Annotated in this window: 14 protein-coding genes; 4 read left to right on the top strand and 10 right to left on the bottom strand. The window is 29.0% G+C overall.

Annotation, left to right across the window (positions count from 1 at the left end):
• The first annotated feature begins 6 nt into the window (after window positions 1–6).
• The gene (locus IPH62_04660) at window positions 7–1,188 is read left to right on the top strand and encodes a pyridoxal phosphate-dependent aminotransferase (protein MBK7104554.1); all 1,182 of its coding nucleotides are present in this window, start codon (window positions 7–9) and stop codon (window positions 1,186–1,188) included.
• Here IPH62_04660 and aroE read toward each other — a convergent pair.
• The 4 genes from aroE to IPH62_04640 form a co-directional block, all read right to left on the bottom strand.
• On the bottom strand, window positions 1,169–2,056 hold the full coding sequence (aroE, locus tag IPH62_04655) for a shikimate dehydrogenase (GenBank protein MBK7104553.1): 888 nt from the start codon (window positions 2,054–2,056) through the stop codon (window positions 1,169–1,171). The genes IPH62_04660 and aroE overlap by 20 nt on opposite strands.
• Before the next feature lie 2 nt (window positions 2,057–2,058).
• Complete coding sequence (locus IPH62_04650; protein MBK7104552.1) at window positions 2,059–3,474, bottom strand: tetratricopeptide repeat protein; 1,416 nt, start codon at window positions 3,472–3,474, stop codon at window positions 2,059–2,061.
• A 210-nt stretch (window positions 3,475–3,684) separates the two neighbouring features.
• A complete protein-coding gene (locus IPH62_04645) occupies window positions 3,685–5,115 on the bottom strand; it encodes an NOL1/NOP2/sun family putative RNA methylase (protein MBK7104551.1) in 1,431 nt (476 codons plus the stop codon).
• Between the two features lie 6 nt (window positions 5,116–5,121).
• On the bottom strand, window positions 5,122–5,550 hold the full coding sequence (locus tag IPH62_04640) for a hypothetical protein (protein MBK7104550.1): 429 nt from the start codon (window positions 5,548–5,550) through the stop codon (window positions 5,122–5,124).
• Window positions 5,551–6,576: 1,026 nt separating this feature from the next.
• On the opposite strand from IPH62_04640, the gene IPH62_04635 reads away from it, so the two are divergent.
• Both IPH62_04635 and IPH62_04630 read left to right on the top strand, forming a co-directional pair.
• Window positions 6,577–7,227 (top strand): hypothetical protein, encoded by a 651-nt coding sequence (locus IPH62_04635; GenBank protein ID MBK7104549.1) that lies wholly within the window; start codon window positions 6,577–6,579, stop codon window positions 7,225–7,227.
• Window positions 7,228–7,238: 11 nt separating this feature from the next.
• Window positions 7,239–10,712 (top strand): right-handed parallel beta-helix repeat-containing protein, encoded by a 3,474-nt coding sequence (locus IPH62_04630; GenBank protein ID MBK7104548.1) that lies wholly within the window; start codon window positions 7,239–7,241, stop codon window positions 10,710–10,712.
• Between the two features lie 85 nt (window positions 10,713–10,797).
• Here the strand turns inward: IPH62_04630 and IPH62_04625 are convergent, their stop codons facing one another.
• The 6 genes from IPH62_04625 to IPH62_04600 are packed head-to-tail and all read right to left on the bottom strand — an operon-like array spanning window position 10,798 to window position 15,521.
• Window positions 10,798–11,940: a PD40 domain-containing protein gene (locus IPH62_04625; protein ID MBK7104547.1), complete on the bottom strand. Its 1,143-nt coding sequence runs from the start codon at window positions 11,938–11,940 to the stop codon at window positions 10,798–10,800.
• 16 nt (window positions 11,941–11,956) lie between these two features.
• Window positions 11,957–12,751 (bottom strand): prolipoprotein diacylglyceryl transferase, encoded by a 795-nt coding sequence (lgt, locus tag IPH62_04620; protein ID MBK7104546.1) that lies wholly within the window; start codon window positions 12,749–12,751, stop codon window positions 11,957–11,959.
• Window positions 12,752–12,767: 16 nt separating this feature from the next.
• Entirely contained in the window at window positions 12,768–13,574 is an 807-nt protein-coding gene (locus IPH62_04615; protein ID MBK7104545.1) for a metal ABC transporter permease, read from the bottom strand.
• 8 nt (window positions 13,575–13,582) lie between these two features.
• Window positions 13,583–14,308: an ABC transporter ATP-binding protein gene (locus tag IPH62_04610; protein ID MBK7104544.1), complete on the bottom strand. Its 726-nt coding sequence runs from the start codon at window positions 14,306–14,308 to the stop codon at window positions 13,583–13,585.
• Entirely contained in the window at window positions 14,305–15,144 is an 840-nt protein-coding gene (locus IPH62_04605) for a zinc ABC transporter substrate-binding protein (protein ID MBK7104543.1), read from the bottom strand. The genes IPH62_04610 and IPH62_04605 overlap by 4 nt, the downstream gene beginning before the upstream one ends.
• Complete coding sequence (locus IPH62_04600) at window positions 15,132–15,521, bottom strand: transcriptional repressor (GenBank protein MBK7104542.1); 390 nt, start codon at window positions 15,519–15,521, stop codon at window positions 15,132–15,134. The genes IPH62_04605 and IPH62_04600 overlap by 13 nt, the downstream gene beginning before the upstream one ends.
• Window positions 15,522–15,830: 309 nt before the next feature.
• Between IPH62_04600 and IPH62_04595 the strand changes: the two genes are divergently transcribed.
• A complete protein-coding gene (locus IPH62_04595) occupies window positions 15,831–16,889 on the top strand; it encodes a hypothetical protein (GenBank protein ID MBK7104541.1) in 1,059 nt (352 codons plus the stop codon).
• The last annotated feature ends 87 nt before the right edge of the window (window positions 16,890–16,976 follow it).

Genomic DNA, 16,976 nt, shown 5'->3' with positions numbered 1-16,976 from the left:
TTGTATATGATTTCTACTCGAATTGATAATATTACTTTTTCCGGAACAATGGAAATTGCTGCTCAAACTTTTGAACTTAAATCAAAAGGTTTTAACGTAATTGATTTGTGCGTGGGCGAGCCGGATTTACCAACTCCGGATTATATTAAACAAGCAGCATTTGAAGCAATTTCATCTGATAAAACTAAGTACACTTTAAATACCGGAATTAAAGAACTGCGTAATGCAATTTCAGAAAAGTATTTAAAAGAATTTAGTGCAAAATTTTTACCGGAAGAAATTATTGTTTCTAACGGAGCAAAACAATCAATCTTTAATGTACTTCAAACAATAATTGAAACGGGTGACGAAGTTTTAATTCCAAAACCATTTTATGTTTCTTATCCGCATATGGTAAGGCTTTCGGGTGGAATTCCAATTTTTATAGATACAAAAAGAAGTAATAATTTTAATCCAACGAAAGAAGAAATTCTAAATAATATTACATCAAAAACGAAAGCTATAATTATTTGTAATCCCAATAATCCCACCGGTTCAATTTTTACTAAAAATGAATTACTGGATATTTTAAATCTTGCAATCGAAAAAAATATTTTTGTAATTGTAGATGAGATTTATGAAAAATTAGTTTATAATAACTCAGAATTTATAAGTGTTTCTTCATTCGGAGAAAAGTATAAAAACAATATTGTTATAATTAACGGAGTTTCAAAAACTTACGCAATGACCGGCTGGAGAATTGGCTACGCAATTGCTCCAAAATATATTGTTGAAGGAATGAATAAATTTCAAAGTCACAGTACATCGAATGCATGTACAATTTCTCAGTATGCAGCTTTGGCGGCTTTAACACATTCTCAAGAAACAGTTGAAGAGCAAAGAAATATTTTTGAAGAGAGATGTAATTTTATTAAAAATTCTTTATTAGAAATTGAAGACATAACTTTTGTTCAACCTTCCGGTGCATTTTATTATTTTATTGATATCAGCAAACTGATAGAAAAATATTCTTCAATAAATAATTCAAAAGATTTCTGCTTAAAATTGTTGCATAATTCTTATGTAGCAACGGTTCCGGGAATTGAATTTGGTTTGGAAGGTTATATTAGAATTTCTTACGCAAAATCTATGGATGAATTAAAAGAAGCTTTTGTTAGAATTAAAGATTTTATTCAGCAGTTGAAGTAAGATTTTTTTTCAATTCGTTATATACGAAATCATATTCCATTTCTGCGCCGGTCCATAACTCAAAAGACTTTGCGCCTTGAATTACAAACATTTTTAATCCATCTAAAATTGTTGCATTTTGCGATTCTGCAATTTGTAAAAATTTAGTTCTAATCGGATTATAAATTAAATCAAATACAATTTGTGATGAATTGAAAGATTCTGCAATATCTGTCGGAGTATCATCAATATTTGGAAATAATCCAATTGATGTTGTGTTAATAATTAAGTTTGACGATTGATAAACTTCAGTATTTTCTTTCGCCATTAATTCATGAGAATAAATTGCATCAAAATGCATTTTATCTTTGAAATAATCTTTCATTGCTTCAGATCTTTCTTCGGTGCGATTTATAATATTAATTTTCTCTACTTTAAAATGTCTTATCAATGAAAAAATTACGCTTCTCGCAGCTCCGCCGGCACCAATAATTGTAACAACACTTTTTGCTAATTTTTCTTTGTAAGGCATTAAAGTTTCAACAATTCCGTTTATATCGGTATTGTAACCAAAAAGCTGATTTCCTTCGCTCACAATTGTATTTACTGCACCAACTATTGAAGCTTCTTCAGAAACATGATCCATAAACTGCATAATTTTTTCTTTGTGCGGAAGAGTTACATTTAAACCTCTAATTCCCAACATATTTAAAGCTTTTAAAGCGCCTTTTAAGTTGCTTGTCGGTACATCAAAAGGAAGATAAACATAATTAAGTTTTTGTGAATGAAAACACAAATTATGCATCATTGGAGAAAGTGAATGTTTTATCGGGTGACCAATAATTCCAACGATTTTTGTATTGTAATCTATGTTATTTATAAAACTCATCTTTAAAAATAAATTGAATTAAAAATATTAATATACAATTGCGTTGAATCTAAAAGCGGGAATTCTTCTAAAAATATATTTTCTGTTCCCGGATTTGATTCGAATGAACTTACTAAATTTGTTAATGCATATTCATTTTTTAGAAGCATAAAATTGCACATTGCCAAACCGTAGAAAATTTCCGATTTATTACTATCTTTTTCTAATAATTCCGAATATATTTTTTTAGAATCATTCCATCTTCCAAGTTCAAAATAAACTTCTGCTAACTGCAATAATTTTTCTGAGGAAAGTTTTTCTTCAGATTCAAGATCTTCCATTTCCAAAAATAATTCCGAAATCATAATATCCATTTCGTGAGAATTATCATATTCAATTTTTTGAGCTAAATTATATCTTATAAATAATGAAAAATACTCAACCATTAAAGGTATATTATTTTTCCTTGAGTAATAATTGCCTAAACCAATATAAGCTTCCGTACACGTTTTATTTAATTTTAATGCATCATTAAAATATTTGAAAGATTCTTCGTAATCGCCGGTTGCTTCACAAGTTTGTGCAATATTTAAAGGAATTGAATAATCGTAAGGATCAAGCTCTAAAGATTTTATAAAACATTTTTTTGCATCTATAAATTTTGTTGTTTTAGAATAAGCAACGCCTAAATTATACCACGCATTTACAAAATCATCATTTAAAGTTACGGCAAGTTCAAAATTATTAATTGCTTCGGGAAAATTTTCTGTTTTTAGATTTACAATTCCGTAATTATACCAGCCGCTTGCGCTGTATGGATCAATTTCCAAAAATTGTTTATATGCATCAATTGCATTATCAAATTGATTGCTGCATTCGTAACAAAAACCTAATTCGTACCAAGCATCACTATACTCAGGATCAATATTTAAAGTTTCAAGAAAATATTGAATTGCTTTTTCGTAATAATCATTTCGTTCGTAAAAAATTCCAAGATTAAAAAGGATTTCTTCATTTGTCGGTTCTAATATAAGAGCATTATCAAGCGTAGAAATAGCTTCATCCCAAAGTCCCAGATTATCTTCCGCAATTGCTTTATTTATCATTGTTTCAACATCGCTTGGATTTAAAGACAGCGCTTTATTAAAGCAAACGTAAGCTTTTTCAAATTCAAACAAATTATTAAAAAATATTCCTCGTGAAAGCCAAAGTTCTGAGCTGTACGGAGAAATTTCCAACGCAGCTTCAGTTAAAAATATTCCGTCTTCTGTAAAATCATATTCTATACAAAGCTGAATAGTTTCTTCTATATTATCAAGAAACGCTATTGTTTGTCCTTTTGTAACATATTCTTTGCACTTTTGAACTTTTGATTTCAGTTTTTCGTTATCTAAAAAAGAAAGTGAATTTTCGTTAAAAAAATCATCGGTAAAATTCATTAAATCTCCAGTTTTCCAAAATTCAACTTTAAAAATTAAATCAATAAAATTAAAATTAGTTTCTTACGTATGAATAATAAATATTTTGCCTGACAAAATAATAAAAAATATTTTTTGAAAAAGGTTTAAATTTTTAGTGAAATCAAAAAGTACTAAAATGGATTTTTTAATAGGTTTTTGAATGAAAATTATTTGAATTAGTGAAAAAATTTACACAATGCTAATATTTGCCGTGCGTTTTGAACGGGGGAATTGACTTTTTAGTATTTGGTCATTCGCGGTGCCTGTTCCTAAAATCATGTTTTTGTATTTTATTATTTTTTGTCCGTTTTCTGTAAAATCTGATTTGATATTTCCACCCGACATATAAATTTTCAAATCATTTTCATTTGTGATTTCATAAATATTTTTTTCAGCAAATTTTCCTATAATTTGAGCTGCGTGAGAATGTAATTTTAATGAATTATGTTTATCAATAATCCCAAACTTTGTTCCAATTCTTAGAAAAAAATCCGGATCAAATTCTTTCGATTCAACATTTACAAAATTTATATCATTTCCGTTTATCAAAAATTTATAATTTGAAAATTGCTGAAAAGGAATTCCGTAATATTCAGAAATTTCTAATAAATAATTTTTGATTTTAGCACTTTGATAATTTATAATAATTTTTTTGCTGAATTTATTTGAGTGAATTTTGGAAATTTCCGTTAAACCATTTTTTCTCAATTTGGCAAGAAAAAAACCTTCTGATTTAATTTCCCAAGGAATAATTCTTTTTGTTAAAGATAAACTTTCATCGAATTTATAATTTCTGATTTCCGTAAAACCGTTTATGTGTTTTAAATTCAAATCAAACTCAATTAATTCAACCGGATATTTTTTCAGAACTTTATCAATAATAAATTCATTTTCTTCAACAGTTAATGTGCAAGTTGAATAAACAATTTCTCCGCCCACTTTTGCCATTTTTATTGCGCTAATTAAAAGTCTAAGCTGAAGATCAGAAATTGTGTTTGCAGATTTTTCACTCCACCAATTACTAACTTCTTGTTTCTTTTGAACAACTCCCAAAGCGCTGCACGGCGCATCAACCAAAATTTTATCAAAATAATTATTGAAATATTTGCTGAGCAATTCGCCTTTATCTTTAATCACACTCATGTTTACAATATTCATTTTATCAAGATTATGTACTAATGCTTTTATTCGATTTAAATTTGGTTCGTTGGAAAATAGTGTTCCTTTGTAATTCATAATTTCTGCAAGCTGAGTTGATTTAGAACCCGGCGCAGCGCAAAGATCTAAAACTACATCTGTTTTATTTGGATTTAAAATCAGCGGTGGAATCATTGAAGATAAACTTTGAATGTAATATTTTCCTAAAGTGTATTCAATAGTTTTTCCAATTATATCGTCACCTTTTTTTACAAAATAGGAATTTGGGATTTCCGGAATTTGTTCAAGTTCAATTCCTTGTTCTTCCAAACTTTTTAAAGTGACGGAAATATTTTCATCGTAAATAGGGAAGCGGATTGCCGGCAAATATTTGCTTTCGACAAACAATTTATAATTTTCTAAAAATTCATTACCAAAAGTTTGCTGGATATAATCTGAGATGTTGCCGCTTAATTCAATCAAAATATTTTAATACCTTGTAAGATTTGCAAGCTTAAAAATTTTATTAGAAATGTTGATAAAATCTTTTGAGTTTGGGAAAGATTTCTTGTAATCCGATTCAATCAATTTCAAAATTTCATCAATGTGTTTTTCATATTCATGAACAATTTTATCAAACAAATTTTTATCAGAAATTAAATTAATTTTTTGAGAATTATTTCTGCTTGAATAAAGTATATATTTTATTTCACTTAAATTTTCAGATTGATAAAATGTTTTTCCGTCGGTATCAATAATTTCATAAACTCCAAAAATTTCCGTGCCTTTTGTAATTGATTTCCTTGGCAATTCCAAAATTGTAAAATTTAAATTTTGAATAAATTCATCCGGAAAAATTTTTAATAATTTCGAATTTATTTTATTCAGCCATTTATTTTCAAATTCTGAAATTGACATAATTTTTAACTTAAGTTGTAAAATGTAATCGATTGATCAACGACAACAAAACAAAAAAATAATCTGTGAAAATGAAAAAAAATTTTATTTAGATCTCTCAGTCTTTTCATTCCTTCGAGATGACAAATAACATTTCATTTCGAATCCAATTATTTTTATTAGGTGAGAAATCTCTTCTCAAAATTATTTTGTGAAAATTAAATTTAGAGATGTCTCATAAAAACATTCGACATGACACAATTTTGTCATTTCGATTCCGATGTTTTTATCGGAAGAGAAATCTCATAATAATAACTAGATATTCTATTCTCAGACTAATAATACTTTAGATAATACAAACTGAACTTTCTCAACAACCTTTTTAATTTGTAGCAGAAATATAAAGTAAAATTTTGATTAAGTACGTAAATATAGTTATTGAGAAACCATCACTTCTGGTTTAATAACTTTAACCGTTAAAAGCGGTGAAAGCAGATAAATTTAGTATTTTTCGTAAAATAGAGTAAGTAATTATACTTACAAAGCAAATGCCATTGATTAAAAATATCTATTAAAAAATCTCTTTTTTCTGAAATTTGAATTTTTCCAAGAAATATTTGAATGTAAGTATTTATACTGATGTTTTAAATTAAAATATTTTGTATTACATTTAACTATAAAAATAAAACAATGTTAAAAAATATTTTTGGTATAGTTTTTTACATTATTCCTCTTAACTTTCAATATTCAACAAATTTGCTTTTTTTTAATTGCTGCTTTTATTTTACTTTTCTATATAAATATTTTAGTTTAATCTTGAACCTGCGAATTGCAAAGAATAGATTTTTTGTTAGCTTTAAGTGAAATAAAATTATAAATGAAATTGATAATTTATAAGATTTCTTCATAATGTGATACATATTACTAGTATAATCTGAAATAAAAACAGAAGAAATTTAATTGAAGAAGTTGCTTAACTTAGTATCCACTTTTTGGGGGTAAGATCAGAATTAAATAAATCAAAAATATTTTAAGAGGTATTTTAAAATGAAAGTAAAACTTTTAATAGCCATAACTATTTTATTTATTTCAGGTTGTAAAAAAAATATAACACAAAGTGAAGGCGATCAAATTCCAATTGAATCTAACATTCCATTTTATGTTGGGAAAATTAAATTAACACAACTTCCAACAGCAACACAACCTGATTTAGATATGCTGATTGATTTGGCAGTTACCTTTAAACGGGATAAAAATGGTAATTGGCCAATAATAGATGAGAAGAATAACGAACAAATAAATTCAGTAAGGATAGCTTGGACTATTGCAGGATGCTATAGTGATTCAACATATAACGAAAGAATAGTACCTGAAGAAGTTTTATTTGGAACAACAAATCATAGTATTTTGGATACATTAATAAATTTAACAGATGAATTAACACGTAATTATAGGATTGTAATACCCTCTTCTCTTTTTTCACAATATAAGCAGACTTCTGAAGTTGGTAATATGAGTTTGTCCTTGGATCTTTATTTCAATGGTCAAAAATTATTAGAAAATTCAACTGAGAATGATATTCTTTATAAAACCGAATATCAATCAATTGAGCATATAGAATATACACCAGTAAATGAGAGAATTTATTATATCTCAGTCGGAACGCCTGATAGTCCGCCTTTTACAATCATAAAATAATGAGAAAAACCATGAAAATGCGCATAACTTTATGTTTAAAAATCCTATTAACTGTAATGTTAATTATAAACGCTAATGCATTTGCAATTGAAAAAATTAAAAAAACAGGTCCAAAAAATAAAATTTGTAATCTACAAATTGATCCCGCTGCTGATATTTTAATTAAAGATGGAAATATAGAACCAGGTGGAAAATTATTCATTTCACTTAAATCAAAAGAGAATCTTAATAATGTTATTGTCAATTTTACCGAACAAGATAAATCTATAGAAATTTTAAGCAAAGAGGAAATTAATCTGGGACAAATAAAGTTAGATGAAATAAAAGATATTTCCATAAATATCCCGGTGAATTTAAAATTTGATAAAATTTTACCCAAAAGAAATGAAATAAACAGTAAATTAAAGCCAAAATTTTTTTTATTAGAAGTTAAGGGAACAAAGCTTGATGGATCGCCAGCTTATAGTGGTGATATAATCCTCATTGAGAGTTCAAAGAAAAGTAAATATTATGCGAGCACTTTAAGAGATTATCTAAAGAATAACAAAAATGATGAAGCATTGGATTCATTATCTCCTAATATAATTACAAATTATGAAGGTGTAGATTCAAAAGCTAAGTTAATCGAGGGGTACGATAAGGAAATGGATTCAGAAGGAAATATTTATCCAGCGAAAAATGGAGACCTTTCAAAAGAAACTAGTATTTTGAATATTGTTACTGTTCAGGTTAGTGGATATATTTACTATCAAGATTCTAATGGTAATCAACATCCATTAAATGGTGTAGAAGTATCAGTCTGGGAAAATGATGGAACATCTTCTTATAGCGCATGGGAATGGCGTGCGGTAACAAATTCTGCGGGATATTACAGTATTACTGTATCAGAGAATGAACCAGATAATGAACTTGAGTTATTTTTAGGATTAAGATGTATAAATACTTGGCTATCAGTTGAAACGCCATATCCACAGGATGGAAGCGATGGACTTTCTGTGTGGGGCGATAATCCATATAGCTGGACGGGACCAACAACTAATTATGTTGTCTCTGGCACAGTAAATTTGAATTATACAATTAATGCTGCCAACAAAGGTGCTGCTCAGCTTTTTAATTGGCTTATGCAGGCTTGTACCTATACGAGAAGCTCCTATGATCCTGGTGCATGCCAAGCAGTATGGCCGGTAGGCACTGGTGCCTCCTCTGATCCATACTATAATAGTAATTTGAGATTCGGAAGTATTTATTCTAATGCAAATAGCCATGACGTTGCTTACCATGAATATGGTCATCTAACAATGTATAGGCGTAATAGTTACCACGCGCCGAATAGTAGTGGGCCTCATTCGTTAACAGGATTGTATTCACCAGGTTTATGTTGGTCTGAAGGATTTGCAACAGCTTATGCACAATTTGTTAATCCTGATGGATATTATGATGCAGCTAATTTTTCATATCGCTGTCCTGTTGAAGATAATGATCTGATGACATATTATGGATACCCAGCTAATTTGCCTGATAACAGTCAGCAAAATGAAATGAGGGTAGCGGGTGCACTTTGTGATTTTTATGATTATGGTGAACCATCCAATGGTGATGATCCAGCCAATTATATATTCTCGTTTTCGGAAATCATGAATCTAATTGCATCTAATAATTTTAATAGTATTATAGATTTTTATAATGCCCTATTCTCATCTGGTTATTTAACAGATACTGATAAAAGTAATGCCTCAAGAGTGATGAACAATAATACTTTTAATGTTCCAGTTACCATATTGGTTGATATGATTATAAACAGTGGTTCAAAATTACTGATAACACCTGGTATAACTTTTTATTTTAAAAATGGTGCTTCACTCATAATAAATGGAACACTGAATGCTATTGGAACTTCATCAAATCCGATAACATTTAATTTTCAATCAGCTAGTTCTTCAAATGGAATTAAAGTAAATTCTTCGGGTTCGGTTGATATTCAACATGCAAATATTTATAATGCACGTTATGGTGTTTATTCAAATCAAGGCGTTGTAAATATAAATAATAGTAACATTCATAATTGTTACTATGGTTTATATTTTTTAAATACAAATACTGCTTCCTCAAATCCAACAATAACAAATACCTATATTCAAAATAACACAAATTATGGAATTTATTTGTATAGGTCATCTCCCACAATAGATAATAATAAAATAGAAAGTAACGGCTCAAAGGGAATTTATGCTGAGACCTATAGTGATCCAGAAATAACAAAAAACACAATTAGATCAAACATCAATGATGCCATTTATGGATATTTATATAGTGATTTAGATTTTTATAAAAGCGGCGGTGGTAAAAATTTAATAACAAATAATTCCGGTGGTATTAAAATAGCATATGGCTCAACAACATTTTCAGGAACATATACAGGGCCAGGTTTTAATAGCATATATTCAAACAGCGGTTATGAAGTTTCATCAATAAGCAGCAGTAACGCATCAATGATGACAAATTATTGGGGAGCTACACCACCACCAGCGGGAGAATTTTATGCAGATGGAACAAGCAGTTATAACAACACTTACTATTTTTCCAGTGATAATGGAGCAGGTTCAACATTACCAAAAACAGTATTTAACGAAAATGATATAAATCTTGCTTATTCATATATGGATGAAAAGAATTATGAAGAAGCAGAAAAGATATTCAAGAAAATAATTGAGGAAGAATTTAATCAGAATAATGCAGTTTATGCAACTGTTGGTCTAAGTAAGTGTTATGATAAATCGAATAAAAATGGATTTAAAGAATACTTAAAAAATAATGTTCAAAATAAAATACAAGATAAGAATGATAGCAAACATACAATCAGTCTCGAATTAGATGCTTATTGGTCAGAAAAGGAAGGTAATTATTCAGAGGCAATAGAAACATATAATAAACTTCAAAATGAATTTATTGATAATAAAGAAGTCTGGTCAAATGCAAAAATGAATGAAGCTTTGATTTACTTAGACAGACTTGGCGATAAGAAAAAAGCAGAAACGATTTTTTCAGAATTGTTAAGCAAAAATAACGATGAACATGTTTCGCAATTTATTAATACATGTTTAACTGAATTTAATACAGCAAATATTGTTAACGAGAACCTATTTGAAAATAAAGAAGAAGAAAACAATAATAATGAAATTGTGTCAGATTCTTACGCACTACTGAGCAATTACCCGAATCCTTTCAACCCCACTACAAAAATAAGATACAAACTACCTTTTAATTCAACTGTTGAAGTGACTATTTATGATATTATGGGAAGAGAAGTAAAAAGTTTTAGTGATATTTCAAATACTTCCGGAAGTTATGAACTCGAATGGAATGGTACAAATAATTACAATGAAAAAGTTTCGAGTGGAATTTATCTCTTGAAATTTAGTGCCAATTCTATTGAAGGAAATAATCAGAATTTTACTAAAACAATGAAATTGATGTTAGTAAAATAATTGCCAAAAATTTCAATTTTGCAGTCACCGATTGGGTGGTGACTGCAAAGCAATTTGTGTAATTAAGTGATTAATGACAGTAAAATTATTTAATCAAATTTTTAAAATCTAAATCAATTTGTTCCGGTTCATCAATCCAATCTGCGACAAAAATATTTGTTGCACGAGTTGGCTTTCCGTCTGCTTGTCGGTTTGATGCAAAAGCTAATTTTTTTCCATCCGGAGAAAACATAGGGAAAGCATCAAAAGTTCCGCTGTGTGTAATTTGTTCAATTTCTTTTGAATCTAAATCAATCATAAAAATATCAAATAATCTTCCGCCTTCTTTTTGCGAATGATGATTTGAGCAGAACAAAACTTTTTTATCGGAAGGATGAAAATACGGCGCCCAATTTGCGCCCGGAAGATTTGTAATTTGTTCAACATTTTTTCCGTCAATATCAGCAATGAAAATATTTAGTGCTGTTGGTTCAACTAAATTTTGAGCTAACAATTCTTTATACTGCGCTTCAGCTTCACCAACAGGACGGCTTGCGCGCCAAACTATTTTTTTTGAATCATGAGAAAAAAAAGCTCCGCCATCATAACCTGGCAAATTTGTTAATTGTATTAAATTTCCGGTTGATATTTCGTATCGCCATAATTCCAAATCTCCGCTTCTTGTTGATGTAAATACAATAAATTTTCCATCGGGAGAAACTGTTGCTTCTGCATCATAACCGTTTCCGCTAATTAATTTTGTTATTTCAGTTCCATCAATATTTGCTGAGTAAATATCATATGAATCATAAATTGCCCAAACATATTTTCCATTAACAAACATTGGTGTTTCCGGACAAACAGAATCAGCTTCGTGCGTTGAAGCGTAAATAATTTTTTGATCGCCTTTAAGAAAATATGAACAAGTTGTTCTTCCTTTTCCCGTTGAAACCAATTTATATTTTTCTCCGGAATTTAATTTTGAACCGTCCACATTCATAATAAATATTTGGTCACATCCTTGAGAATTTATAGAATCCCAATCACTTTGAAAAACTAATTGTCTGCTGTCAAAGCTCCAATAAGCCTCGGCATTATTTCCGCCAAAAGTTAATTGCTTAATATTTCTTAGATGAGTTTCACCGGTAAATCGAAAAATATCGTTTACGGGTTTGTATTCAACTTTGTTTTGAGTGCATGAAATTAAAAGTATAATAACAAAATTTATTGTAAATATTTTTTTAATCATTCTATAACTTTCTAAATTATTTTGGTTGAGTAGTTTTGTTGTGAAAAAAAAGTAAATACAATCCCCAAAGTATTAATGGAATACTTAACAGTTGTCCCATATTTAATGTCATACCTTCTTCAAACGGGGATTGAACTTCTTTGTAAAATTCAATTATAAATCTTGCAGAAAAAATTAAAACAAGAAACCAGCCGAATATATATCCATCTTTTAATTTATTTGTCGATTTCCAATATGAATAAAACAGAAAAATAAATATCATTAAATATGCAATTGCCTCATATAATTGTGCGGGATGGCGAGGAGTAATTGGATCAGTAACATAAGCATTTACAAATTTAAAAGCCCAAGGTACATCGGTTGCTTTACCAATAATTTCGGAGTTCATTAAATTTCCCATTCTTATAAAAAATCCGGCAAGGGCAACGGTAATTACCACTCTATCATATACCCAGAGGAATGATTGTCTAGACTTTTTCTTAGAATACATTAAAATTGCAATTGTAATTCCAATTGCGGCACCGTGACTTGCTAAGCCGCCTTTCCAAGTCATAAAAATTTCTAAAGGATGTGTTAAATAATATTCCGGATTGTAAAACAAACAGTGTCCAAGCCTTGCTCCAACAACGGTACCAATTAACACATACCAAAGTAAATCATTTAAATCTTTTGAACTTCTTTTATCTTTTTCGAAAATTTTTGTCATTATCTGAAACCCAATTAAAAAAGATGCAGCAAATAATAAACCGTACCATCTTATATGAATTGGTCCAAAAGCAATAATTTCCGGATTAACATCCCAAGTGATCATTAATTTTTCTTTTAATTTAGTTATTCAAAATTTTGTTAGTTATAAAAACAATAAAATATCCAATCACGGATAAAATTATTATTGCCGAACCTGAAGGTAAATTTAAATAATACGAAATCAATAAACCAAAGATTGTGAAAACAAGTCCGAATATTATTGATAAAATCATCATGGATTTTAGAGATTTTGCAATCATTTTACTTATTGCGGCGGGAATTGTTAAAAGTGCAACTACTAAAATTATTCCTACTAATTTAATTAGCAAAACTAAAGTTAATGCAATTAATACGAATAGAAGCAAGTAATAGAAATCAACATTAAGCCCAATTGTTTTGGAATATTCTTCATCAAATGTTATTGCTTGAAATTGCTTAAAGAAAATTGAAACAACAACCATAATTATTAAATCAGCAATTCCCATAAGTATTAATTCACTTGAAGAAACAGTTAAAATATTTCCGAATAAATAACTCATCAAATCCGGAGCGTAACCGGGCGCAAGTCCGATAAATAAAACTCCAAGTGCCATTCCGAAAGCCCAAATAATTCCGATTAATGTATCTTCATTTTCCAATTTATTTTTTCTCATTACGGAAACAAAAACAGCTCCAAGTAATGATGAAAAAACTGCGCCGTAAATTGGATTGAACGATAATAAATAACCTAAACCAATTCCTCCGTAAGCAGAATGAGAAATTCCTCCGCTTAAAAAAACTAATCTTTTTATCACAATATACGTTCCTATAATTCCACATGCGATACTTGCTAAAACGCTTGCCAGTATTGCATTTTGCATAAATTCATATTGAAAAATTTCAAACATAAAATCCTTTAATGGTGATGATCAAAAACTCTGTGCGGAACTCCGTGTGCAATTAAATCTACCGGACATTGATAAGTTTCTTCCAGCATTTCTTTTGTAACTTCTTTAGAATTATGATAAACCAATTTTTTATTCATACATGCAATTTTCTTTACTGCGCGGGAAATTGCTCCAATATCATGCGAAACTAAAATTATTGTTTTTTCCTTATTAAGTTCTGTAAGCAATTCGTAAATATTATTTCCGGTTTGTGTATCAATGCTTGCGGTTGGTTCATCAAGCAGAAGTATTTTTGGATTTGTAGCTAAAGCTCGCGCAATTAAAACACGCTGCTGTTCGCCGCCGGAAAGATGTCCGATTTGAACATTTATTTTATTTAGCAAATTTACTTTTGTTAACGCAGATTCAACAAGTTGAAAATTATCACTTTTCTTAATTCCCATTGAAACTACATCTTTTACGGAAATTGGATAAGTTTTATCAAAGTTAGAATATTGCGGAACGTAACCAATTTGGTAATCCGAATTATTTAATTTTCCATCAACCAACACTTTGCCCTTTGTGGGATTGATCAATCCAAGTATAACTTTTAAAAGAGTTGTTTTCCCGCCGCCGTTTGGACCAATAATTCCGAGGAATTCTTTTTCTTCAACTTGTAAATTTACATCAACAATTATTGGTAAATTTTGCTTGTAACCGGCTGTTACGTTTTGTAATTCAATTGCTAAACTCATTTTAAACTCATTTCAAATTTTTTACCGATTTGAGATAAATTTTCTAAATAATTTACCGGAAGAGGATCAAGTGATTCAATTTTAATATTTAAGGAATTTGCAATTGTTGTAACAGAAGCATTATCAAAATGCGGATCAAAGAAAATTGTATTTGCATTTTTTTCAACTGCAAGATCAATAAATTCCTTTAGTTCATCAGCTTTTGGTGATTTGCCATCTTGCTCAACTGCAAATTGTTGAAGATTATAATGTTGTGCTAAATATGTCCACGCCGGATGATAAACCAAAAATGATCTTTCTTTTTTATTCGAAAGCATTGTAGAAATATTTGCATCAATTGAATCTAATTTATGCAAAAATCTATTTGTATTATTTGTGAAGAAATTTTTGTGATGAGGATATTTTTCAACCAAAACTTCTAACATTGTTTCAGTAATTGATTTTACCAATTTTGGTGAAAGCCAATAATGCGGATCGTTATTTATAATTTCAATTCCTTTGCTGCAATCAATTGTTTGAGTAATTGAAGTATCAATTTTAACTTTACTGAAAATTATTTCTTCCAACTTGAAAGACTTTCCAACTCTAAAATAAATATTTGAATTCAGAAGATTTTTTATATTGCCCGGAGTTGGTTCATACGAATGTGCATTTGTTCCCGGCGGAACAAGAATAATTATTTCAGCACGATCTGCAACAATATTTTTTACAAAATCTGCAAACGGCGGAAGCGTAACTGCAATTTTTATTTCTTCCGGCAATTGTGATTTTTTTTCAGAACAATTTATTGCAGAAATTATCATAATAAAATATATAAGTAATTTTAATTTTTGCATTTTGGACAAATCCCCAAGAATTCAAAACTGTGTTTTATGATTTTATAATCTGTGATTTTTTCAATTTCCGTAAGTAAACAAAGCGGCAATTCTTTAATTTCACCGCACTCAGAACAAATTACGTGATGATGATGTTTTTTGTTTTTTAATTCAAATCGAGTTTTATTATCAGCAAAATTTATTTCTTCTACAATTCCAATTTCACAGAATAATTTTAGAGTTCTAAAAACACTTGCAAAATCTATTGTACTGCATTCTTCGTAAATTTCCCTTAAAGTTAACGGGCGATCAGTTTTGCTTAATTTTTCAAGAATTATTTTTCTTGGGGAAGTAAGTTTAGCGCCGTTTTCTTTTAAAATTGAAATTAAATTTTCCATAAGTAAAAGTAGTTAAAATATTTCTAATTGCAAATTATTTGCATTTAGAAATTTTTGTAGATTTTTAGATATGTTTGATGTCACCTATCGTTCAAATACTGCAAAAAAATGACAAAAAAAAGATGGCATCTTTTAAAAGACTGCATCTTTATCATTCTTTAACAATATCAAATTATTAAATATTTACAATTACTTAAATGATTTTACAATTATTTAACTTGAAATGTATTTTTTTTTTTTCATATATTGATGTCGCATTTAAAAAAGTTTGAATTTAAATACTTTATTAAAAACTTAAAAGAAAAATTTATGAAATCCACAAAAGTAAGATTTATGACATTTACATTAATAACATTATTTGCAATTAGTATTTTTTACGTAAACTCTTGCGATGACGGACCAACAGAACCTAAAATAGAACCAGGAAGAAGGGATTATGTGTGGGAAATTGATACTTTAAAAGTTCCATATGGAGAATTTACTTCTGCATATGGTATTTGGGGAACAGATCCAAATAATATCTGGATGACGGCTGGCAGAAGTTCTTCAAATCAATATAGATTGTTTCATTTCAATGGAATAAAATGGGAAAATATTGATATTGAATTTTCACTACTAGATGCGTGGTCAATTTATGGTTTTGATTCTAAGAATATTTGGATATGTACTGGACTTGGAAAAATAATAAAATACAATGGTTCAAACTGGGAACTCTTGGGAAATTATGCAATAGAAGGTGAGCAACTAGCTTTAAATGGATTTTCTGGAAACAGTATTTCAGAATTTTATTCCTTTGGTGCTTATCTCGAAAGTCCCAAAAGAAGTAAAAGCAAGGCTATTTTGCTAAAAAATAATATTACAAATAATGATTGGGAATATGTGGATTTTGGAGAAATAAATACCATTTTTTCATCTATGACTTATGATTCTAATGAAAAATGTTTTTTTATAAGTAGTTACAATCCTTCAAATGGTCACCAAAATATTTACAAATTTGCAAATAATAAAATAACTGATATATATGAAAGTAATGAAGAAACAAAGGTATTTGGTATGGAAAACACAGCATATTTTATGGTGGGTAAAAAAATATTAAAGTATAAAAATGGTAGCTTATTTGTTTGGGAGGATTTTTCAGATATAGAAGGATTTGCGGGACCAATTTTAGGTAGAAACGAAAAAGATTTTTTTACAGCAACCTTTGGAGTAGGGATAGGTCATTATAATGGTAGTTATATAGAAATTCTATTTGAAACGGATTTATGGTTTAGTTCCTCTATAATATTCGAAAACGAAGTATTTTTTGTCTGTTTCAGACCGGGGATAAAACAGGATATAATTATACATGGAAAATTAGAGACAAAATAGGAGGTTTGGGTGAATATTTTTTAAATATAATTTAGAGACGGTGCAGCCACACCGTCTCTTCTAGTGCAAATAAATTATTAAGACTTC

Source organism: Ignavibacteriota bacterium, assembly GCA_016708125.1.
In the GTDB taxonomy this organism is placed as follows: domain Bacteria; phylum Bacteroidota; class Ignavibacteria; order Ignavibacteriales; family Melioribacteraceae.
Note: the sequence above shows the minus strand (reverse complement) of the source record. Positions and strands in the feature narration are given on the sequence as shown.

Excerpts from the sequence above, each read along its gene's own strand:
- IPH62_04660 (MBK7104554.1), top strand. The coding sequence starts at position 7 with ATGATTTCTACTCGAATTGATAATATTACTTTTTCCGGAACAATGGAA.
- IPH62_04625 (MBK7104547.1), bottom strand. The coding sequence starts at position 11,940 with ATGATTAAAAAAATATTTACAATAAATTTTGTTATTATACTTTTAATT.
- IPH62_04615 (MBK7104545.1), bottom strand. The coding sequence starts at position 13,574 with ATGTTTGAAATTTTTCAATATGAATTTATGCAAAATGCAATACTGGCA.
- IPH62_04640 (MBK7104550.1), bottom strand. The coding sequence starts at position 5,550 with ATGTCAATTTCAGAATTTGAAAATAAATGGCTGAATAAAATAAATTCG.
- IPH62_04610 (MBK7104544.1), bottom strand. The coding sequence starts at position 14,308 with ATGAGTTTAGCAATTGAATTACAAAACGTAACAGCCGGTTACAAGCAA.
- IPH62_04635 (MBK7104549.1), top strand. The coding sequence starts at position 6,577 with ATGAAAGTAAAACTTTTAATAGCCATAACTATTTTATTTATTTCAGGT.
- IPH62_04595 (MBK7104541.1), top strand. The coding sequence starts at position 15,831 with ATGAAATCCACAAAAGTAAGATTTATGACATTTACATTAATAACATTA.
- IPH62_04650 (MBK7104552.1), bottom strand. The coding sequence starts at position 3,474 with ATGAATTTTACCGATGATTTTTTTAACGAAAATTCACTTTCTTTTTTA.
- IPH62_04605 (MBK7104543.1), bottom strand. The coding sequence starts at position 15,144 with ATGCAAAAATTAAAATTACTTATATATTTTATTATGATAATTTCTGCA.
- IPH62_04600 (MBK7104542.1), bottom strand. The coding sequence starts at position 15,521 with ATGGAAAATTTAATTTCAATTTTAAAAGAAAACGGCGCTAAACTTACT.
- IPH62_04630 (MBK7104548.1), top strand. The coding sequence starts at position 7,239 with ATGAAAATGCGCATAACTTTATGTTTAAAAATCCTATTAACTGTAATG.
- aroE (MBK7104553.1), bottom strand. The coding sequence starts at position 2,056 with ATGAGTTTTATAAATAACATAGATTACAATACAAAAATCGTTGGAATT.
- lgt (MBK7104546.1), bottom strand. The coding sequence starts at position 12,751 with ATGATCACTTGGGATGTTAATCCGGAAATTATTGCTTTTGGACCAATT.